Here is a 21,756-nt window from a genome sequence, read left to right on the forward strand (position 1 = left end):
GGGGGGGACACATCGAAATATTTTCGGTGGTCATAGCGAGAGGGAAACGCCCGGTCACATTCCGAACCCGGAAGCTAAGCCTCCCAGCGCCGATGGTACTGCACCCGGGAGGGTGTGGGAGAGTAGGACACCGCCGAAACACCCTTACAGAAAAGCCCGCCCCCTTTGAGGCGGGCTTTTCTGCGTGTATGGGCAGCGGCGCGGAGCCGGCCCCTCGGCATTACGAGGTAGCCTGACATGTGTGATCGAAGACATCCAGAAGCGCGCACTGCACCGCATCCGCATCCTCGAAGGCCAGATGCGCGGCGTGGGACGGATGGTCGAGAGCGAAGAATACTGCATGGACATCATCGCGCAGTCCCGCGCGATCCAGCGGTCGTTGGAGTCCCTGAACCGCCTGCTGCTCGAGAACCATCTCCGCACGCACGTCTCCACGATGTTCGAGGAGGGCGGGGACCACAGGGAGCAGGCAGTGGAGGAGCTGCTGCGAGCGTTCGACTTCGACGGGCGCTGATTCATGCGCGTCAGGCCGCAGCCTGTGGTATGCCGAGCTCGTCACTCGCACCGGCATCGGCGCGGGGCGCTGCGATCCGGCCGCCCGTTGAACCTGCTCAGCATCGCTGGCTGCGCAGCGTGACAGTGGAGTGCTTGTGAGGCCTCCTCAGGCCTCCAGGGGGCCGAGCCAGGCCGTGGCCGCCGTTGAGTGCGCGGACTCCGGATCGGATGGGTGGAAGGCGCCGGCGAGCACGTCTCGATAGATGCGGGAGAGCTCGTGCGACGCGAAGAACGATGAGCCGCCGGCGACCAGCATGGCCTCATCGACGATCTGCTTCGCCGCGGTCGTGGCGCGGTGCTTGACCCCGGACAGCAGGGAGAACCAGCGAGTGCCGTGGTCGACGACGGCGTCGACGTCGTGCGACAGCGACGCGATCTGCGGCGGCAGGGCGTCGTACGCGAGCCCCATGCCTGCCACGCGACGGCGGACATCCGGGTCCTGGCTCTGCGCGCCGCCTGTCTTCTTCGACCTCCGACCCGCGGCCGACGCGACGGCGAGTTCGATCGCACGGCGCGCGATGCCCGTGTAGACGGAGGCGAGCAGCAGCTCGAAGGTCGCGAAGATGCCGAACACGAGCGGGTCGGGGCTCGGGCCAGCCGGCACGATGCGCGCGACCCGGTCGGCGGGGGCCACAGCGCCGTGCAGCTCTGTCGTGCGGCTCTGCGTGCCCCGCATGCCGAGCGTGTTCCAGTCGTCTCGTGTGACGACCGCGTCGCTGCGCGGCACGAAGGCGTAGACGAGTCTGGGATCATCCGGATCCGTCGTGTCGAGGCCGTGCAGGCCGAGCTGGGTCCACACGGGCGCGAGCGACGTGAAGACCTTGGTCCCCGTGAAGGCGTATGAGCCGTCGGGGCGGGGCGCCGCGGCCGTGTCGCTGCCGAACAGGACGAGATCGTTGCCCGCCTCACTGATCCCGAATGCGAACACCTCGTCGGCGGCTGCGCCGGTGAGGACGAACTCGAGATCGGCGATGTCGCGGTCGCGCAGAACCTTCGCCACCGCCGTCCACACCAGGTGCATGTTGATCGCGAGCGCCGTGGCCGGTGCCGCTTCGGCGAGCCGCTGCTGCAGCACCGTCGCCTCTGCGAGCCCGAGCCCCGCGCCGCCGAGGTCAGCCGGCACGAGGATCTTCAGATACCCGGCATCGCGCAGTTCGGCGAGATCGTCGTCGGGAAAGACGTTCTCCGCGTCGACCGTCGCCGCCCTGGACCGGATGCGCTCGAGCAGATCGTCAGAGAGGTGGTCGCTGGATTCGAACCCGTCGCTCATGCACTCCACTCTATTGTCGCGACGTCTCGCGGGCTCCGGAACGCGTCGCTGCGCGGACGATCCCGACACGCCAGCGACACGCCGAACCGGTCTCTCCACAGGAATCGAATGTCAGGGGCCCGGCGTAGCGTTCGGGCTGTGGAGAAGACACGATCCTCAGGGCGCCAGCCGCGTCACGACGCGGTTCGCCGGGCTCCGTCCGGTGTGGAGAGACCGGTGGACCCACCTGTGGGAAGTGTGGATAGGGTGTGGATAATCACATGGATGTAACTACTAGCCCTAGTGGTGACCCCGAACGGCCGTACCCATATGTAGTATTGAGGTCCCGGCCACAGAGTGCCGGAACATCAACGAGTCTCAAGGGGAGAGAGCATGTCGATCACCGTTTACACGAAGCCTGCGTGCGTCCAGTGCAACGCCACCTATCGCGCCCTGGATTCCAAGGGGATCGAGTACGAAGTGACCGACCTGTCGGAGGACCCAGCGGCCCTCGAGCAGGTCAAGTCGCTCGGCTACATGCAGGCGCCCGTCGTCGTCACCGACGACGGCCACTGGTCGGGTTTCCGGCCCGACAAGATCGACGAGCTCGCCAGCCGCCTGGCCTGATGACCGGGCGTCGCGTCGGAGCCGAGGGGGAGTGATGACCGCGACAGCCACAGCGACCGAGGTGCCGCTTCTGGTGTACTTCTCGAGCATCTCGGGGAACACCGCGCGCTTCATCGACAAGCTCGGGATGCGTGCCGAGCGCATTCCCCTCTATCGCAGCGAGGAACCGCTGCAGGTCGACGAGCCGTATGTGCTCGTGACACCGACCTATGGCGGCGGCGACGGCAACGGCGCCGTCCCGAAGCAGGTCATCCGGTTCCTGAACGACGAACGCAATCGTCGCGGCATCCGCGGCGTGATCTCCGCGGGCAACACCAACTTCGGCGAAGGCTTCTGCATCGCCGGTGACATCATCAGCCGCAAGTGCGACGTGCCGCACCTGTATCGGCTCGAACTCTTTGGCACGGCCGACGACGTCGCTCGCGTGAGTGACGGATTGGAATCATGGTGGAAGCGACAGCAGTGACCGGTGAGGTCACCGACTTCAAGCACAACCCCGCATTCGAGGGCCTGGACTACCACTCCCTGAACGCGATGCTGAACCTGTATGACGCCGACGGCAACATCCAGTTCGACGCCGACAAGCGCGCGGCGCAGGAGTACTTCCTGCAGCACGTCAACCAGAACACGGTGTTCTTCCACTCTCTGCGCGAGCGCCTCGACTACCTCGTCGAGAAGGAGTACTACGAGGGCGCCGTCATCGAGCGGTACCCGTTCGAGTTCGTCGAGCGGCTCAACGACTTCGCGTACGGCAAGAAGTTCCGCTTCCAGTCCTTCCTCGGCGCGTTCAAGTACTACACGAGCTACACGCTGAAGACCTTCGACGGCAAGCGCTACCTCGAGCGCTTCGAGGACCGCGTCGTGATGACGGCACTGGCTCTCGCCGACGGCGACGAGGACCTCGCGTGGAAGCTGACCGATGAGATCCTCTCGGGTCGCTTCCAGCCGGCGACGCCGACGTTCCTCAACGCGGGCAAGGCGCAGCGCGGCGAGCTTGTCAGCTGCTTCCTGCTGCGCATCGAGGACAACATGGAGTCGATCTCGCGCGGCATCAACTCCTCGCTGCAGCTCTCCAAACGCGGCGGCGGCGTCGCGCTCCTGCTCAGCAACATCCGTGAGTCCGGTGCGCCGATCAAGCAGATCGAGAACCAGTCCAGCGGCATCATCCCCGTGATGAAGCTGCTCGAGGACTCGTTCAGCTATGCCAACCAGCTCGGTGCGCGTCAGGGCGCGGGGGCCGTGTACCTCACGGCGCACCACCCCGACATCATGAAGTTCCTCGACACCAAGCGCGAGAACGCCGACGAGAAGATCCGGATCAAGACCCTGTCGCTCGGCGTCGTGATCCCCGACATCACGTTCGAGCTCGCGAAGAACGACGAGGACATGTACCTGTTCTCGCCGTACGACGTCGAGCGCGTCTACGGCGTGCCGTTCGGTGACATCTCGGTGACCGAGAAGTACCGCGAGATGGTCGACGACCCGCGCATCAAGAAGACGAAGATCGGCGCGCGCAAGTTCTTCCAGACACTGGCCGAGATCCAGTTCGAGTCGGGCTACCCGTACGTCATGTTCGAAGACACGGTCAACGAGTCGAACCCGATCAAGGGTCGGATCAACATGTCGAACCTCTGCAGCGAGATCCTGCAGGTGAACACCCCGACGACGCTGAACACCGATCTGTCGTACGACCAGATCGGCAAGGACATCAGCTGCAACCTCGGTTCGCTGAACATCGCCCTCGCGATGGATTCGCCCGACTTCGGTCGCACGGTCGAGACGTCGATCCGGGCGCTGACCGCGGTCAGCGACCAGAGCCACATCGCCTCGGTGCGCTCGATCGAGGACGGCAACGATCGTTCGCACGCGATCGGCCTCGGCCAGATGAACCTGCACGGCTACCTCGCTCGTGAGCACGTCTTCTACGGCTCGGAAGAGGGCATCGACTTCACGAACATCTACTTCTACACGGTGCTGTTCCACGCGCTGCGCGCGTCGAACAACCTCGCCAGGGAGCGTGGCGTCGCGTTCGAGGGCTTCGAGGACTCGAAGTACGCCTCCGGTGAGTTCTTCGACAAGTACATCGACCAGGCGTGGGAGCCGCAGACGGAGAAGGCCAAGGAGCTGTTCGCCGGCCACCACATCCCGACGCAGGCCGACTGGGTCGAGCTGAAGGCCGAGATCCAGAAGCACGGCATCTACAATCAGAACCTGCAGGCCGTGCCGCCGACCGGTTCGATCTCGTACATCAACAACTCGACGAGTTCGATCCACCCGATCGCGTCGAAGATCGAGATCCGCAAGGAAGGCAAGCTCGGTCGCGTCTACTACCCGGCGCCGTTCATGCAGAACGACAACCTGGAGTACTACCAGGACGCGTACGAGATCGGCTACGAGAAGGTCATCGACACCTACGCCGCCGCCACGCAGCACGTCGACCAGGGCCTGTCGCTGACGCTGTTCTTCAAGGACACCGCCACCACGCGCGACATCAACAGGGCTCAGATCTACGCATGGCGCAAGGGCATCAAGACGATCTACTACATCCGTCTCCGGCAGATGGCCCTCGAGGGCACTGAAGTCGAGGGTTGCGTCTCGTGCACACTTTGACGGTCTGACCAGGGATTTTAGGAGAAAACGAAGAGCATGGCTGAAACGCTCAAGCTCCTGAACGATGTTCAGGCGATCAACTGGAACCGCATCCAGGACGATAAGGACGTCGAGGTGTGGAACCGCCTCGTGAACAACTTCTGGCTGCCGGAGAAGGTGCCGCTGTCTAACGACATCCAGTCATGGAACACACTGACACCGGATGAGCAGCAGCTCACGATGCGTGTGTTCACGGGCCTGACGCTGCTCGACACGATCCAGGGCACCGTCGGTGCGGTCTCGCTGATCCCGGATGCGGTGACTCCGCACGAGGAGGCCGTCTACACGAACATCGCGTTCATGGAGTCGGTGCACGCCAAGAGCTACTCGTCGATCTTCTCGACGCTGTGCTCGACGGAGGAGATCGACAAGGCGTTCCGCTGGTCGGTCGAGAACGAGAACCTGCAGCGCAAGGCGCAGATCGTGATGGACTACTACCGCGGCGACGACCCGCTCAAGCGCAAGGTCGCCTCGACCCTGCTCGAGAGCTTCCTGTTCTACTCGGGCTTCTACCTGCCGATGTACTGGTCGGCGCACGCGAAGCTCACGAACACGGCTGACCTCATCCGGCTCATCATCCGCGACGAGGCCGTGCACGGGTACTACATCGGCTACAAGTTCCAGAAGGGGCTCGAGAAGGTCGACCAGGCCACGCGCGACGAGATCAAGGACTACACGTTCTCGCTGCTGTACGAGCTCTACGACAACGAGGTGCAGTACACGCAGGACCTCTACGACGCCGTCGGTCTCACGGAGGACGTCAAGAAGTTCCTGCACTACAACGCCAACAAGGCGCTGATGAACCTCGGCTACGAGGGGATGTTCCCCTCGAGCGTCACCGACGTGAACCCGGCGATCCTGTCGTCGCTCTCACCGAACGCCGACGAGAACCACGACTTCTTCTCGGGGTCGGGTTCCAGCTACGTGATCGGCAAGGCCGTCGCGACTGAGGACGACGACTGGGACTTCTGAGACCTCGGCGCTTGCGTGAGGCCCGAAAGGGCTGATGGGAGGCCCGGACCTGCAGGTTTCTGCAGGTCCGGGCCTTTTTTCGTGCCTAAAGATCCGCACCTATGCAAGACGGCACGCCCCGGGCGCAAGGTCGGTCACGTGAATGTCGCAGGCGACGCCTCGATGATGTCGCCTGCACGGCGCTCGCCGCGGCGAGCATTTCGCCTGACGCGGCTGTCGCTGACGCGAGAACGCCTCCTCCGCCCGGAAGCCGGGCAGAGGAGGCGTTCCACACTCAACGCACTGAGACTTCGAGCGTCAGCCTGCGGCGGCGAATCACGAACACGCCGCCCAGGGCGAGCAGGAGCACCGCGCCGCCTGCGACCCAGCCGAGCCAGGCGAGATCGTCACCGGTTTCCGGCAGGTGACCGCCGAGTCCCTCGTTCGGAACGTCGGTCTCGCCCGTTCCGTCATCTCCGTGGCTACCGGAGTCTGCGCTGATGAGAATCTGCGCGGAGGCGATGATGGCGTCGTCCTGCATCACGGCGACGTCGTGGACGCCAGCAGTGACGGATGCCGGAATCGTCGCCGCCCCGTCGAGCGTGCCCGCTGCGTCGGTCGTGACAGTGCCCAGCGCCACCGGATCGGAGTGCAGCTCGAGCGCGTACTCGGTGTCGGCGCTGAAGCCGGATCCGTTCACTTGGATCGTGCCGCCGGGAACGAACGATCCAGTCACCGAGATGCTCGGCGTCGGGGTTTCGTCGCCGGTGAGTTCGACCTCCACCGGTGCGGAAAGCTCTGACCATCCGGCCACGTTCTCGGCGCGAACCGTCACTTCGTGGGTGCCTGCGGCGAGCCCGCTGACATCGGTCGAGAGTGTGGAGCCGTCGACGGTCGTCGTCTGCGCTCCGACGGCGACCTCATAGCGCACGATCATCGATCCGCCGTCTTGTGCCGGGGGAGCCCAGCTCACTCGCACGGTGTCGGCGCCCGCCGCTGACGCGTTGACGTCCTGCGGCACGCTCGGACGTTCGGCGTCGCTGGTCGCGACGGTGAACACCGAGACGGGGCTGCGCGTGATATTGCCCGCGGCATCCTCCAGGTCGGCGTACCACTCGTACTCGACGCCCGCGGTGGCGCCGGTCAGCACCATCTCGACCTGTTCATCACCAATGCTCGTGACGGGCGCACCGACCTGCACCGGATCGCCGACGGCCAGCGACAGGCCGGACGTGCTCACCGAGCGGGTGGTGGTGCCGCCCAGGTCCAGCTCCAGCACGAAGTTCTCGGAATCGGTTCCATGGAAGCCCGGGATCTTCGTCTCGTCGATCTTCCGATGCCAGATACCGTCGGATGTGGTCTTGTCCAGCAGCGGCGAGTAGGTGTTCGCGTAGAGCAGTCCGTTCTCCGCGTCGAAGCTCAGGTGGCGCAAGTACTCCTGGCCGCCGTAGACGCGGCCCTGGTAGTCGGTGAGGATGCCGTATGCCATCGATCCGTCATCGCGCGAGTAGGAGGCCACGCCTGTCCCTCGGATATGGCCGCCGAGCACCAACTGCACGTTGGAGTACGGAGCGATCAGTCGATCGGTGATGTTTTTGTTCGCCCATCTGTTTGCACCGGCTTTCACGGAGTCGTGCATCGCCAGGATGACAGTGTGATCTGGGTGCGAGGCGATGACGTCCGCCGCCCATCCCAAGCCGGCATCTCCAGCGTTGTTCGAGGAGAAGAAGCCGAGTGTGAGAACGAGCAGGTTCGCTCCGTCGACCTCACCTGTGTAGTAGTAGTTGTCGATGCTGTGGCTGCCGCCGAACGACCACTCACTGCCCTTGATGGCTGCGGCGAAGCGATCCATCGGGTAGTACTTCGGCAGCATCACGCGGTTGTTTCGCGAGTCGGAGTAGTCGTGGTTTCCCCACGAGACGAGATACGGGATCGCCGCATCCTCCCACAGGCGAACCGACTTCTCGGCGTTGTGCCACTGGTACTCCTGCGAGAGAAACTCCCGGTTGACCAGGTCGCCAGCGTGCACGATCAGCCGGGTGTCGCGCTCCTCGGAGCGGTCGACCATGTACTGAAACTGGTCGGCCATGAGATCGGGATAGGCCTGCGCGTACAGCTGCGTGTCCGGAACGTGGTCCAGTCCCCAGTCGTAATCCGCGACGTCCGGTTCGGCCGTGTAATCGGTTCCATCGGCCCACGGCGAGGAAGCAAGACCACGCCAGATCAGCAGCGTCACGGTGCGCTCGGCCGAGATCGCCTCGGCGCCCGCCGTGATGTCGAGTGAGAACTCCTCGCCCGCGTTCGACGAGCCGGCGCCGGACAGCGTCCATGCGGATGCCGTGGCATCCCATATGTGCGCGGAGACCCGCCGCTGATCGCCCCTGCCCTTCCACGCGAAGTGCAGCTGGTCCTGGACGGCCTGTTCCTCGGTGAGCGTGATCGTGTAGATCTGATACGGGTTCGCATCGTCGCCAACGGTCGTGGGCAGAAGGCTGGCCGTGGCGGTCCCGCTGTCCGGGGTGATCGCCTCGGGGGTGCGGTCGGTGCTCGTGCCGGTGCGCACGACGGTGTTCTCCGCCGTGAGCGGGACGGTCGCGTTCGCGAACAGCGTTGTCGTCAGCTGCTCGCGGTCGTCGGAGTCGGGGGAGACCGTCAAGGTCACCTCGGCGTCCTCCCCGCGTGCGCTCGACGCGTCATCGGACACCTCGGGTCGCTTCGGCGCCGTGGTATCTGACACGTCCAGCTGCACCTGCGCGGTCGCGGACGAGCCGGCCGCTTCGGCACGCAGTTCGAGCGACTGCTCGCCCAGCGCGTTCAGCGGGACTTCGACAGTGAAGGTGCCGGAATCCACCGGAGTGCGCAGCACTTCCTCACCGGCGACGATTGCGACCATCTCGGACCGCTGGGAGACAGTGCCGACGACCTCGACGAGCCCTGCCTCCAAAGAATCGCCCTCGCTCGGCGATTCGACGACGAGGGTGACCTTCTCATCGGAGCGTGCTACGACGTCGCTGTAGGAGACGGCGTCGCCGAGGTAGTGCTCGTAGCGGAACCGCTCGAGATCCGGCCGGAAAGCGACTCCGGCGATCTGCACCTCGGAGATCTCACCGCTGAACGGGGAGGACAGGGCGCCGTCGGCGGTGTAGTAGTCGCCGATGGTGGTAGGTACGCTCGGGTCTCCGTAGGTGGAGCGGTATTCGATCAGCTCAGAATGCACTTCCTCGCCGTCGACGAACACTGAGTACGTCATGCCGTCGTACACCTGCGTGACCAGATGCTTCTCGCCGTCGACAGGGAAGTCGAAGCGGTGCTTCAGATCGACGTCGGCCATCTGGAAGGCGTTGCCCGCCAGACGCGTGGACAGCTGACCGGAGCCGGCGACCATCTCCTGAGAGAACGTGGTCAGACCGCTCGCGCCCTTCGGCTCCTTGGCGACGATCGGCGCGTTGCCGTCCAGCGCCGTCAACTGTTCGGCGGTGAGCGAGACGACTGAGCTGATCGCGATCCGGTCCTGCTGTCCGCCGACATCGCCGGTGTACTGCAGGCGGCCTTCGCCCAGCAGCGCTGTGCCGTCACCGTCGTCGGCGTTCACGGTGATCTCGCCACCGACGAGTTCGCCGCGGCGGGTGCCGGTTGAATCCACCAGCGCTTCGCCCTCGACCGGCGCAGTGCCGAAGTGCTCAACGAGAGCATAGTCCTCCGCCCAGACCGCGGCCGGATCGTTCTCGATATCGTCGGTGCCGTAGTATGCCCAGATCGTGGTCGCGCCGGAGCGGGCCTCGGGAACGCGGACCCAGACGACGCTCGTGCCGTTGGGGTTCCAAGTCTCCACTTCGAACGGCATCGGAACACCGTCGTTGGTGGTGAATGCGATGCGTGACGGGTCGTCTTCGCCGACGCCGGTCAGCTCCAGCCGCACTGGCACATCGGAGAATGTGCTGCGGGTGCTGTTGCCGACCGTGATGGCCTGACGACGTTCCGCGTCGGTGGCAGCCCACGCGATCTCGGACCCATCGGTGGCGACGGCGCCCGTCAGCTCCCGCATCCGCGCCTCACGCGCCAGGAAGTCCTCCAGCTGCGTGAGTCCGCTCTGCTGGGCGGAAGAAAGCGCGTCGATGCTTGTACGCACGGTGGCGACGGCATCCGCATCTGACGCAGTGAGCTCATCCACGCCGGGAAGAGCATCGATCTGCGCGTCGACAGGCGTGATCTCGCGATCGATGCCGAAGCTCTCGAACAGACGCGGCTGCCCCTTGTCCCGGATATCGTACACATCGACTGTCAGCCGTCCCTCCGTGACGTTGACGGCGACGAAGTTCTCGGTGCTCTGCTCGCCGGTGCGGTCGAACAGCTGCAGGTACGCCTCCAGGTCGATGCCGCTCGAGGCTGACGTCGCCTGACGGTAGTGCTTGGCGCCGGAGGTGTTCGGCAGAAAGTAGATCGTGCCCTCGGGGTCGACGGTGTATTCGGTGCGCTTGCCGCCGACGATCTCGGTGATTACGTCGGTTTCGACGACTGCGGCGTTCTCCACGCCGTTGGGATCGGAGATGAGCTGCTTGGAACGGCTCATCACATGGTCGTGGCCCTGCAGGACGAGGTCGATGTCGAGCTCGTCGATCAGTGGGACGAGCGCATCACGCATGGCGATGATGTCTCCGTCATCCAGGTGGTTCGCCGTCGTGTACATACCCTTGTGCATCGTCACGATGATCCACTGCGCGCCGCGTTCGCGTGCCTGAGTGACATCCTCGCGGAGCCACTCGATCTGCGCGTCGGAGACCGACTGCGCGCCGTCCTCGTTCGTGTTGAGCATCGCGAAGTGTGCGTCGTTGTAGTCGAACGAGTAGTAGGCGCCCTTGGCGGTGTTCTGGCCGTTCGGCGCTTCCAGTGCGAAGTGGTCGACGAATGCGTTCGTGGCCTGGTCGTGGTTACCAGCAACCGGGGCGATGGTGGTCGCGAGCAGGCTGGACTGCGCGGAGTTCAGCAGATCGCTCCAGTCCTGTTCGCGTTCGCCGTGCTCGACGACGTCGCCGTTGTGCATGAGGAACTCTGCGGACGGGATCGTCGCCAGCGCTTTGCTCATCGTCGCCGCCGAGAGCTCAGCCTCGGAGATGTTCTGCGACTGGCTGTCGGTCAGGTCGATGAATGTGAAGTCCGACTCGCCGTCGCTTGTGACGAACGTGCCGATGTTGCTCCAGTTCTGCGAATCGGGATCGCCCACCCGGTAGAAGTAGCGCTCTCCGGCCGTCAGGTCTGTGGCGACCGCTTGGTAGAAGGTCTCGCCGTCCTGGCTGGTCTTGCGCTCAGCGTCGATCGTGACGGGGTCGGAGAGGTCGCGCGAGAGTGAGAGCTGGACGGATCCGGTCTCGCCGAGTTTGGAGTACCAGGTGAAGGCGCGCTGAGTACCGGGGTCACCGAAGAACGTGGTGGTGATGCGATCTGGGAGGTCACTCGGGTGCACGAACTTCGGAATCGGGTGGCCGAGAGCGGCGTCGAACGTCCAGTCCTGCGCGAAGTCCCAGCCGTTCTCTTCATACGTCGCCTGCTCGCCGAGGGCAGCCCCGGTCATGTCGGCGCCATGCTGATCGGTTGCGGTGCCGGTGACAGGGGAGCCGCCGACGGTGATCTCTGCGTTCGCGAGGTTTTTCGAGAGCGTGGGCACGCGGTACGCGCCGCTGGTCTGGTAATAGCCGAGGATGCGACCGGCGAAGCCAGGGGCCGTTCCGCGGAAATCGACTTCGCCGGAGAAGGCGACGTTGCCGCTGATCTCGATGTTGTTGCCACTGCCGGGATAGGCGACGACGAGCGCCGCATTGATGCCGCGGGTTCCGGAGCCGCCGTCTGCGGTGCCAGCGACTGTCACCGAGAGCAGGTTCTGGTGGATGACGGTGGAGTCGTGTGCGTAGGAAGTGATTCCGGCCGGCATCTTCTTCGCGGTGACCGAGCCGTCGACCCAGTTGTGCTGCACGCGGCTGGCACCGCGCAGCTCGGCCGCCAGCCCCGCGGCTTTCTCCGCGCCCGCAGCGCGCAGATCAGCGTCGATGATGCTGACGCCCTCGATCCGGGCGTCGGTCGCGATGACGGCGAGGCCGGCGATGTAGTCGGATTCGGAGGTGCTGTCGCTGTGTGCTGCGACGCCATCAAGTACGAGATCACGGATGCTGCCGCCGCGGAGTTCGCGGATGAGCCCGAGCCGTGGCGACGAGGCGCTGGGAGCGTAGACGATATTCGAGATGGTGTGGCCCTGGCCCTCGAGAACCGCGGTGAACTGATCGATTCCGGCGAACGGCGCGCGGTCGGAGAAATCGAGATCCGCAGCGAGAGCGAAGTGGGTCGCGTCGGTGTAGCGGGCGTTGTCGGCGTTGAGCTGCTCGGCTAGGAACTCGAGATCGGATGCGGTGGCGACCTCGAACGGAGCATCCTCTGTCCCCGCGCCATTGAGCGTGTACGTGTACTTCGGCACCGGGTGGCCGAGTGCGGCGTCCCAACTCCACACATTCGAGAAGTCCCATCCGAGGCTCTCGTAGGTGCTCTGCTGGGCGAGGTCGGCGGGAGCGGCGTCGGTGCCGTTCTGGTTCTTGGTGCCTGGGCCGGTGACCGGAGCGCCGCCGATCGTGATGTCCGTGCTGGCGAGGTTGTCAGTCGCTGTCCAGCCATCGTAGGCAGTGTAGCCCGCGATGCGACCGACGAATCCATCCGCCTTGCCGTCGTAGTCGATCGAGCCCGACAGTGCGACGTTGTTGCTGTACACGCTGCTGTTGGGGGTGCCTGGATAGCAGACGACGAAGCCCGCGACGTTGCCCCTCGTGCCGTTCGGCCCTCCCGGGTTCAGCACAGTCAGGTCGGCGACGACCAGGTTGCGGGAGATCATCGTGGCGTTCTTGGAGTACGCAGAGACGCCTCCGGGCATCTTGGCGGCTGTAACCGTCGCATCCACGTAGTTGTCGATGATCGTGCCGCCCTCGGCCTGGGCGACGAGGCCGGCGACCTTGTCCGACGAAGTACCCGTCAACTCGGCGTTGATGACGCTGTTTCCGCGGACGGTGCCGCCGCTGAGCAGCGCTGCGATGCCGCCGACCCAGCCCGTGCTCGTGCCGTTGTCCGCTGACAGGCCGTCGAGCGTCAGGTTGGCGACCGTGCCGCCCTTGAGGTTCTGGATGAGGGCGAGACGCCCGTTGCCGGGCGGCCGTCCGCCATAGACGAGATCGGAGATGGTGTGTCCCTGTCCGTCCAGTACGCCCGTGAAGGTGTCGAAGCCGCGCAGCGGCGCTTCGTCGGCCATGTCGATGTCGTCGACGACGTCGATGTGTGAGGCGCTGCGTGCTCCCAGGTCGGCGTTGATCCACTCGGTGAGTGAACGCAGATCTTCTGGGCTGTCGATCTGGTAAGGGTCTGATGCGATGCCCTCGCCTTCGATACCATCTGGTGCCGCAGCGACTGCTGCCGTCGGAATCATCGGTGCCACGAGGGCACCGACGACGGCTGCCGCGAGCGCGAAGGCGCCGAGTTCGTGTCTTTTCTTTTGTTGCACAGTGCGAGGCATCAGGCGAGTCGTCTCCCGGTCTTTTCTTGGGGGCGGAAGCCTCCGGCGCCGAGGAAGTAGCTGCCGGTCGAGGGCCGCGCCCAGTCGAGCAATGACAGTTGGCCAGCGAGTACCGGGACGATGACGAGAAGCTGGCGCCCGAATGGCCAGCGGGTTAGCAGGTTCTGCGCACGGTGCACCAGCCTCCTGGCCCTTCCCAGCGAACACAGGAGGCCGGAACCGGACATCGAGAAGCATGTGAAGCGGCACGGGGCGTCTTCCTGGAAAGAGCCGCGCCGCCCGAGCCGATATGTCGGTGGCGATGAGAACTGTGCGTGTGCTGAGTCCTGGTCCTTCGACTGTCGTCCGACATGCTGCCCTGGCGCCACCAAAGCAACGAATAGGTGCTCCAGTTGGTTGCTGGACCATCAGAGCGAACGAGAGGGAGACAGTGAAGATTCTGATCAGTGGTGCAGGAGCGGCAGGACTTTGTGCGGGCATCGGTCTGACGCGCGCTGGGCACGAAGTCAGGATCATCGAGTGTGCGGACCACCTGCGCGTCAACGGCTTGCCTATCGAGGTGCGCGGGGATGCCGGCCTGCGTTTGCGTGCGGTGAGGGGTGCCGAAGCCCGCGACGGTCCGCACGACTCCATCGGGGGCGACTGCGCGCTCGCGCATTCTCAGCGGATCCGTCGGCCTCGCGGATTGGGAGACAGGCTGAGGTAAGGCTACCCTTTATAGGTTCGATGTCTTCTGAATGAAACGGGATCAGATGTCACCTTCGCAGTCTCTGCGGCGCGCTTTCGGCTTCACAGCCGGGGCGCTCCTTCTTGTCGCGCTCGCCGGGTGCGGCGCATCCGAGGTCGTAGAGGAGCCGCCGGCGCAGGTTGCCGGCGAAGGCCAGACCGACTATCCGCTGACGCTGGACAACTGCGGGCGAGAGGTCGTTGTCGAGAACGCTCCGCAGCGGGTCGTGTCCCTCGACCAGAACTCGACCGAGATCCTGCTCTCGCTGGGACTGGAGGGTCGGATCGTCGGCACGGCGTCGTGGACGGATCCCGTGCTCGATTCTCTTGCGAAGGCGAACGAGCAGGCTCCTCGTCTCGCCGACGATGCGCCGACATACGAGGTGCTGCTCGCGGCGGATCCCGACTTCGTGACGGCTTCCTTCGGGCGTCACTACAAGCCGGAGGGCGGCGTAGCCTCCCGCGATCGGCTGGGCGAGACCGGCATCGGGTCCTACCTGTCTCCCACCGACTGCGAGGGCGACCTGAGCATCAACGGGGGAGGAACACGCACGACGCCGCTGACGCTCGACTCCCTCTACCAGGAGATCCGCGAGCTCGCGGAGATCTTCGATGTGCAGGATCGCGGGGAGGGCCTGGTCGCGGACCTCGAGGCGCGGAGCGCGGCGGCCCTGGACGGCGTGGACCTCGACGGGAGGACTGTCGCGTTCTGGTTCGCGGACACCCGAACGCCGTACATCGCCGGAGGTCTCGGATCCGCGTCGCTGCTGGCGAGGCTGACGGGGATGGAGAACGTCTACGCGGACGTCGACGACGACTGGCCGGCCGTCGGCTGGGAATCCCTCGTCGAGCAGGAGCCGCAGATCATCGTGCTCGGCGACCTGCAGCGTGATCGGTTCCCGGGCGACCGGCTCGACGAGAAGATCGCGTTCCTGCAGGACGACCCGCTCACCAGCACTCTCGATGCGGTGCGGGACGAGTGCTTCATCGTTCTGCACGGGGCTGAGATGAATCCGTCCATCCGATACGTCGACGGTCTGGAGAAGATCCGAGCGTGGGCGCAGGCTCCCGGCGGATGCGCGGCCGGTGAGCGCTGACGCAGTCGAGGGCGCCCCGGCCGCCGCTGCGCGCCGCGTGCGGCGGAAGCCGTTCCCGCGCCCGGCCATCGCGGGGCTGCTCGCCGCCGCAGGAGTCGCGATGTTCCTCGTCTCGGTGGGGGTCGCCGTGACGCTGGGGCCAGCTGACGTGTCGCTCGTGAACGTGCGAGACGTCGTCACGAACCACCTGGGCCTCACAAGCATCGTCGTGCGAGCCTCTGAAGACGCGATCGTGTGGCAGGAGCGCCTGCCGCGCGCGCTCGTCGCCGCCGCATGCGGGGCGGGGCTCGGCCTCTGCGGAGCGATCCTGCAGTCGCTGCTGCGGAACCCTCTCGCGGATCCGTTCATCCTCGGCGTGTCCTCGGGCGCATCGACGGGCGCGGTCGCGGTGGGCATCCTCGGGCTCGGAGGAACCGTCGTCGGGCTGTCGGGCGGCGCCTTCATCGGAGCGCTCGTCGCATTCGGTCTGGTGCTTCTGCTCGCCCGGTACTCCACCGGAGGCACGGGCAGCATCGTGCTCGCCGGGGTCGCGAGCACGCAGCTGTTCTCCGCGCTGACGTCGCTGATGGTCTTCGCCTTCGCCGACTCCGATGCGACGCGAGGCGTGATGTTCTGGCTGCTCGGATCCCTCGAGGGGATGCGTTGGCACGACGTGGCGCTCACCGCGGCCGTCGCGACTGCGGGAGCGGTGATCGTCCTGCTCCACACGCGCTCGCTCGACGCATTCGCATTCGGCGACGACGTCGCCGCCTCGCTCGGCATCCACGTCGCGCGCACGCGCACGATCCTGCTCGTGCTGACGGCACTGCTGACGGCGACTTTCGTGAGCGTCGCCGGGGCGATCGGGTTCGTCGGCCTCGTGCTGCCTCACGCCGCCCGAATGATGTTCGGCCAGCGTCACACGCGAGTCGTCCCGGCGACCGCGTTCCTCGGCGCCATCTTCATGGTGTGGGTGGATGCGGGGTCCCGCGTGGCGTTCGCTCCGACGCCGCTGCCCGTGGGTGTCGGCACGGCGCTGGTCGGCGTGCCGGTCTTCGTGCTCCTCCTGGTGCGCAGAGGGGCCCGCGCATGACGCTCGGTGCTGACCGCGTATCGTGGCGCAGAGGGGGTGCGCTCGTCGTCGATGAGATCACGCTCGCACCGCAGGCCGGGGATCTGGTCGGGCTTCTCGGGCCGAATGGATCCGGGAAGTCGTCCCTCCTGCGCCTGCTCCATGCGGTGTCTCGGCCTGACTCGGGCATCGTCACGCTCGACGGCGATGACATCGGCACGTTGGGCCGTCGCACCGTAGCCCGGCGCATCGCCGCGGTCAGCCAGCATGCCGAGACGGACACCGACATCACCGTGTACGACGTCGTTCGGCTCGGTCGTACACCGCATCGCTCTCTGTGGGGCGGGAGCACGCATGCCGACGAGCACGCGATCCTGGAGGCGTTGGAGCGCGTCGAGCTCAGTGAGAAGGCCGACCGCCTGTGGAGATCCTTGTCCGGCGGCGAGCGCCAGCGGGCGCACATCGCGCGGGCTCTCGCCCAGGAGCCGAGGGAGCTGCTGCTGGATGAGCCGACGAATCACCTCGACATCCGGCACCAGCTCGATCTGCTGCACCTGGTCTCGCAGCTGGAGGTGACGAGCATCGTTGCGATCCATGATCTGAACCTCGCCGCGATGTTCTGCGACACAGTCGTCGTCCTGAAGCAGGGGCGCGCCGTCGCCGCAGGAACCCCGGCCGACGTCCTCACGCCCGCCCTGATCAAAGACGTGTACGAGGTGGACGCCGACGTGGCGCGCGACCGAAGCGGCCGGATGTCGATCACGTTCGCGATCCCGACGCGATTCAGAGCGACGGGTGCCGGCTGAGGCGAAGACGACGGTGCGCGTTCGGGCGTGTTGCTGCGTCCATCAAGCCGTTCGGACAGTCGGGGCAGTGCTTCGTGGACCAGCCATGCATGTCTGGCTGCGATGGTGATGGCAAGGTCGTTGGCTGCGGCAGTGACATCGGCGGAACGCTCGGGTTGCAACCACCCGTACTTACTCGGTAAGTTCTAATGAGCGCTTACTGAGTAAGGAGTGGCGATGTCGATAGCGAAGGCGTTCCTGGTGCTGTTGGGCGAGCGGTCGATGAACGGCAACCAGCTGAGGTCCGAGTTCGAGGCTTGCACGGGGGCGACGTGGCCGCTGAACGTTGGGCAGGCGTACACCACGCTGCAGCGGCTCGAGCGCGACGGGCTGGTCGCTGTAGGGGCAGATGGCGGTCTGTACACGCTTACCGAGAGCGGCGCGCGCGATGTCGAGCAGTGGTGGAACTCGCCGGTGGAGCGGTCACGTCCGGGGCGTGACGAGTTGGCGATCAAGCTGACGCTGGCGGTGGAGGTGCCGGGTGTCGATGTCCGTGCGGTGGTCAGAGCGCAGCGTGCTGAGTCGATGCGAGTGCTGCACTCATATACGCGGTTGAAGGCCGATGCCGCTGCGGATGCCGCTGACCTGTCGTGGCGGTTGCTGCTGGAGTCGATGGTGTTCCAGATGGAGGCGGAGATCCGATGGCTGGACCATGTCGAGGCGAGTGTCCTTCGCGAGCAGCGTGAGGTCGCAAGCGGTGCACCGGTCGACCCTGCACCCGTGGAGGCGACAACGACCGAGGCCAAGAGGAGCGCGCGGTGAGTGCGCTGCTGGAGCTGGTGGACGTCACTCGCATTCATCGTGAAGGCGAGTCCGAGGTGCGTGCCCTTGACGGCGTCAGCCTGCGCATCTCCTACGGTGAGCTGGTCGCGGTGATGGGGCCGAGTGGGTCGGGTAAGACCACGCTGCTGAATCTCGCCGCTGCGTTGGACACGCCGACCTCGGGGCGGGTGCTGGTGGGCGGGCAGGAGATCTCGTCGGCGTCGGCGGAGGAGCGGGCGGCGCTGCGTCGCCGTCAGGTGGGTCTGGTGTTCCAGGAGTACAACCTGGTCTCCTCGCTGACCGCGTTGGAGAACGTCGCTCTCCCGCTCGAACTTGACGGCACCCCAGCGCGGGAGGCGCAGGCCGAGGCTCGCGGCCTGCTGGAACGCGTCGGGCTCACCGAGCGCGCAGATGACTTTCCTGACAAGCTTTCGGGCGGCGAGCGGCAACGGGTGGCGATCGCACGCGCGGTGTCTGGGGCCAGGACGTTGCTGCTGGCGGATGAGCCCACCGGTGCGCTGGACTCGATTCTCGGTGAGGATGTCATCGCGTTGCTGCGCGCTCAGATCGGCCCTCGGAGCGGTGGGCTGTTGGTGACTCACGATCCTCGGTATGCGGCGTGGGCTGATCGCACGGTGTTCCTCGCCGATGGGCGCATCGCCTCGCAGACGGGTGTGTTGGAGCGCGTGACCGATCTGCTCGACCCGGCGCAGGAGGGCTGATGGCCGATCTGCGCATGGCGGGCGTGGTGTGGCGCCTCGCGGTCCGCGATCTTTGGCATGGCCGCGCACGAGCGTTGTTGGCGGTCCTGGTCATCGGCGTCACGGTCGCGGGCGGCATCGCGGTGGACGCGCTGGTGAGATCCTCTGAGGAGACCGACGCGCGTTTTGCGGAGCGGAGCCTGGGCGAGGTCGCCAACGCCCGTGTGCAGTGGTTCGGCGCCGATAGCGCACAGCAGAGCCCGCGCGCCGATCTCGCGTTCATGGGCGGCGACGACTTGCCCATCGCGGATGTGGAGGACCGGCTGGAGGAGCTGCTGCCGCCAGGCGCTGCGACGCTGCCGATGCTGGGCGGCACGGTGACATTGCGCTCAGGGGGAGTGCTGACCGATTGGGTCAGTGCTCTGCAGGGCGAGGTGACAGATCCCGCGGCGGCGGGGCTCGTCTCCCCGTGGGAGGGAGAGCTGCCCACTGCTCATGATGAGGTGTCGTTGAGCCGGGATCTCGCGCAGCGGCTGAACCTGACTGTGGGTGATGCGGTGGACGGCCGGGCAGGGCACGATGAGGACTTCGCTTCGCTGACCGTTGTCGGCGTTCACGAGAACAATCCTCGCGGCAGCGAAGTCGTCATGGCCGCCGGCAGTCTGCTGCAGACCTCTGCGACCGCTTTGGCCGATGCCGCCACGATCTGGTTCGTCACCGGCGCGGATCTGTCTTGGGACTGGGTGCTGGCGGGCAACGAGCTCGGGTTCATCACGGTGAGCCGGGACGTCGTGCTCGACCCGCCTGCGTCATCGCAGGTCCCGATCTTCGACGGCGCGCCGCCCGAGAGCGTCACGCTCGGTGGCATCGCGGTGCTGGTGCTCGCGGCGGTGATCGTGGGCGGCACGCTCGTCGTGCTGCTGATCGCCCCCGTCTTCGCGATCGGCGCGCGTCGGTCGCGCCGGGACTACGCGCTGCTGCGATCCCATGGCGCTTCCAGACGACACATCCGCGACGTGATGCTGCGCTCCAGCGGCCTCACCGGCGTCATCGCCGCGGTCATCGGCACGGGTGCCGGTCTGCTGATCGCTGCCGGCATCGTGATGGTCGCCCAGCTTTCGGGGAGCACGGCCTTCCCCGACCTGCGACTGCCTTGGCTCGACGCTCTGGTGTTCGTGCTCGCGGGTGCTGGCATCGCCTTGCTGGCCGCGTGGGCACCTGCGCGCCGGGCGATGCGCGAGGATCCACTGCACGCGATGCGCAACAGCGAGCCCACGGCGGCCGTACCATGGCGTCGCACGTTGCTGATCTTCCTGCTGCTGGTGGCAGGTGGCGTCGCGGCCGCAGCGGTGGCAGCGTTCACGGGACAGCGGTGGCTGCTGCTGATCGGCGGGGCCCTGGCAGCTGTCGCCGTGATCGTTGCGCTGCCGGCCGCACTGATCCCGTTGAGTCGGCTCTCGGCGCGGCTGCCGGTGGCGTCGCGAGCCGGGGTGCGGGAGGCGGCGCGACGCCCTAGCCGCACCGTCCCGGCGGTGACCGGCGTGGCCGCAGCGCTCGCACTGGCCATCTGCATCAGCATCGTCACCGCCACCCAGTACGCGACGGCCGGGTCTCGATGGGCGCTGCGCGCCGACCCCGGCACGTTGCTGATCTATGACGGCTTCTACACCGCCGCCAGCGGCAGCGAGAATCCTTTCGTCGACAGCTCACAAGTCGCAGGTGCGGGTGAGGAGTCCACGACAGAGGGTGAGGCCGCACGGCAACGGCTGCATGACACCATCGACCGATACATCCCTGGCTCGGATCTGTATGACGTGCGGATGCTCGCCCTCGAAGGTGACCCCTACCCTCGTATCCTCATCCCTCAGGGGAAGCCGTGCCCAGCCTGGGCGGACTACACCGAGGAGTACAACCGTCTGACCGGCCGGTCACCTGGCACCGGCCGCCCGGCGCCGGCATCGAGTCAGAACTGCTGGATAGACAAGGGCATCACCGACCTGAACCGGCAACCGCTCTGGTCGACCGATGACGGCGGCAACATCGCGGTCGACGACGGCACCCTCATCACCGCACTCGGGCTGCCCGGCGCCGACCGAGCAGCACAAGCCATCGCCGACGGCAAGATCGTGCTCACCAGGCCCCTCGACCTGTGGGAGGACGGGACCGCACACCTGGGCATCATGGGCGACGATCCCGTCGAGATGGCTCGGTGGGAACAGCTCTTGGAAGACGCCGGTTCGCAGGGCGTCTACGAGAACCCACCCGACCCGGTCGAGGTCGACACCGTCATCGCCGACGCCGTCGTGATGGACTGGCCAACGGCCCAATGGCAGGCGTTCATCCCCGAGTCACTGCTCGCAGGGGCGCCGCTGGGAGAACACGCTCCAGTGGCGGAGCGGGTTGGTCTGGTCGCGACCGGGAACGGTCTGATGGAGGTCGAGGCGCTCGACGAACTGCGCAACGAGCTGCTGAGCCTCGGCGTCCACGAAGCCACCCAGGCTCGAGACTATGCGAACACAGGCTTGGCGACCACGCTGACGAGCGTGACGGGCGTCGCAGCACTGATCGCGTTGGCCGCGACCTGGGGCACCGCACAACTCGGAATCACCGACATGCGCCCCGATCTGAGGCTGCTGCACAACATCGGCACCAGCCCCCGCACCCGCAGGCGGATCGCAGCCTCACTGACCCTCGTCATCGGGCTGCTCGGCACCGCCGCAGGAACCCTCTGCGGCATCGCCCTCGGAATCGGCACCGCAGCCGCAATCGCCGGCGATCTCGACATCGACAGCGGCGCATGGGCGCTCACCATCCCCTGGTGGCCCGTGGTCGGAGTCGGCATCGGTGTGCCGCTCATCACAGCCGCACTCACATGGCTCCGCGAGAGCACGCGGCGATAGCCGGTATCAAACCGGCAGCTGTCATCTGGCGCGTGGGCACAGCACGCGGTATCCACCGAGTCGTGCCTCAACGGGACCTGCAGCGGCACTTGTGACGAGC

Annotated in this window: 13 protein-coding genes and 1 rRNA gene; 12 read left to right on the top strand and 2 right to left on the bottom strand. The window is 66.1% G+C overall.

What is annotated here, in order from left to right:
• Positions 1-22: 22 nt before the first annotated feature.
• Positions 23-139, top strand: a 5S ribosomal RNA gene (gene rrf / locus DZG09_RS15065).
• A gap of 102 nt (positions 140-241) precedes the next feature.
• Positions 242-514: a metal-sensing transcriptional repressor gene (locus DZG09_RS15070; protein ID WP_119698587.1), complete on the top strand. Its 273-nt coding sequence runs from the start codon at positions 242-244 to the stop codon at positions 512-514.
• Between the two features lie 147 nt (positions 515-661).
• On the opposite strand, the gene DZG09_RS15075 is transcribed toward DZG09_RS15070, so the two are convergent.
• Entirely contained in the window at positions 662-1,825 is a 1,164-nt protein-coding gene (locus DZG09_RS15075; RefSeq protein WP_119698588.1) for an acyl-CoA dehydrogenase family protein, read from the bottom strand.
• Positions 1,826-2,197: 372 nt separating this feature from the next.
• On the opposite strand from DZG09_RS15075, the gene nrdH reads away from it, so the two are divergent.
• From nrdH to nrdF, 4 genes are read left to right on the top strand one after another with little or no spacing between them, the layout of a single operon-like run.
• Positions 2,198-2,431 (top strand): glutaredoxin-like protein NrdH, encoded by a 234-nt coding sequence (gene nrdH / locus DZG09_RS15080; protein WP_087055964.1) that lies wholly within the window; start codon positions 2,198-2,200, stop codon positions 2,429-2,431.
• A 34-nt stretch (positions 2,432-2,465) separates the two neighbouring features.
• Positions 2,466-2,897 carry a class Ib ribonucleoside-diphosphate reductase assembly flavoprotein NrdI gene (nrdI, locus tag DZG09_RS15085; RefSeq protein WP_119698589.1) on the top strand — a complete coding sequence of 144 codons (432 nt, stop codon included), beginning with the start codon at positions 2,466-2,468 and terminating at the stop codon, positions 2,895-2,897.
• Positions 2,876-5,041, top strand: coding sequence for a class 1b ribonucleoside-diphosphate reductase subunit alpha (gene nrdE, locus DZG09_RS15090; RefSeq protein WP_119698590.1), 2,166 nt, complete (start codon positions 2,876-2,878; stop codon positions 5,039-5,041). Before nrdI ends, nrdE begins: the two co-directional genes overlap by 22 nt.
• Positions 5,042-5,077: 36 nt before the next feature.
• Positions 5,078-6,052 (top strand): class 1b ribonucleoside-diphosphate reductase subunit beta, encoded by a 975-nt coding sequence (gene nrdF / locus DZG09_RS15095; protein ID WP_119698591.1) that lies wholly within the window; start codon positions 5,078-5,080, stop codon positions 6,050-6,052.
• Between the two features lie 274 nt (positions 6,053-6,326).
• Here the strand turns inward: nrdF and DZG09_RS15100 are convergent, their stop codons facing one another.
• Positions 6,327-13,574, bottom strand: a complete 7,248-nt coding sequence (locus DZG09_RS15100) for a DUF2341 domain-containing protein (protein ID WP_162893344.1) — start codon at positions 13,572-13,574, stop codon at positions 6,327-6,329.
• Between the two features lie 752 nt (positions 13,575-14,326).
• On the opposite strand from DZG09_RS15100, the gene DZG09_RS15105 reads away from it, so the two are divergent.
• The 6 genes from DZG09_RS15105 to DZG09_RS15130 all read left to right on the top strand — a co-directional run bounded on the left by DZG09_RS15105 (position 14,327) and on the right by DZG09_RS15130 (position 21,656).
• Entirely contained in the window at positions 14,327-15,397 is a 1,071-nt protein-coding gene (locus tag DZG09_RS15105) for an ABC transporter substrate-binding protein (RefSeq protein WP_119698593.1), read from the top strand.
• Positions 15,398-15,497: 100 nt separating this feature from the next.
• Complete coding sequence (locus tag DZG09_RS15110) at positions 15,498-16,469, top strand: FecCD family ABC transporter permease (RefSeq protein WP_119698791.1); 972 nt, start codon at positions 15,498-15,500, stop codon at positions 16,467-16,469.
• Positions 16,466-17,254 carry an ABC transporter ATP-binding protein gene (locus tag DZG09_RS15115; RefSeq protein ID WP_119698594.1) on the top strand — a complete coding sequence of 263 codons (789 nt, stop codon included), beginning with the start codon at positions 16,466-16,468 and terminating at the stop codon, positions 17,252-17,254. Before DZG09_RS15110 ends, DZG09_RS15115 begins: the two co-directional genes overlap by 4 nt.
• 216 nt (positions 17,255-17,470) lie before the next feature.
• A complete protein-coding gene (locus DZG09_RS15120) occupies positions 17,471-18,055 on the top strand; it encodes a PadR family transcriptional regulator (protein WP_119698595.1) in 585 nt (194 codons plus the stop codon).
• Positions 18,052-18,777, top strand: a complete 726-nt coding sequence (locus DZG09_RS15125) for an ABC transporter ATP-binding protein (RefSeq protein WP_119698596.1) — start codon at positions 18,052-18,054, stop codon at positions 18,775-18,777. The genes DZG09_RS15120 and DZG09_RS15125 overlap by 4 nt, the downstream gene beginning before the upstream one ends.
• Positions 18,777-21,656, top strand: coding sequence for an ABC transporter permease (locus tag DZG09_RS15130; protein ID WP_119698597.1), 2,880 nt, complete (start codon positions 18,777-18,779; stop codon positions 21,654-21,656). Before DZG09_RS15125 ends, DZG09_RS15130 begins: the two co-directional genes overlap by 1 nt.
• Positions 21,657-21,756 lie beyond the last annotated feature (100 nt).

This window comes from Microbacterium halotolerans, from assembly GCF_003569805.1.
Taxonomy (GTDB): domain Bacteria; phylum Actinomycetota; class Actinomycetes; order Actinomycetales; family Microbacteriaceae; genus Microbacterium; species Microbacterium halotolerans.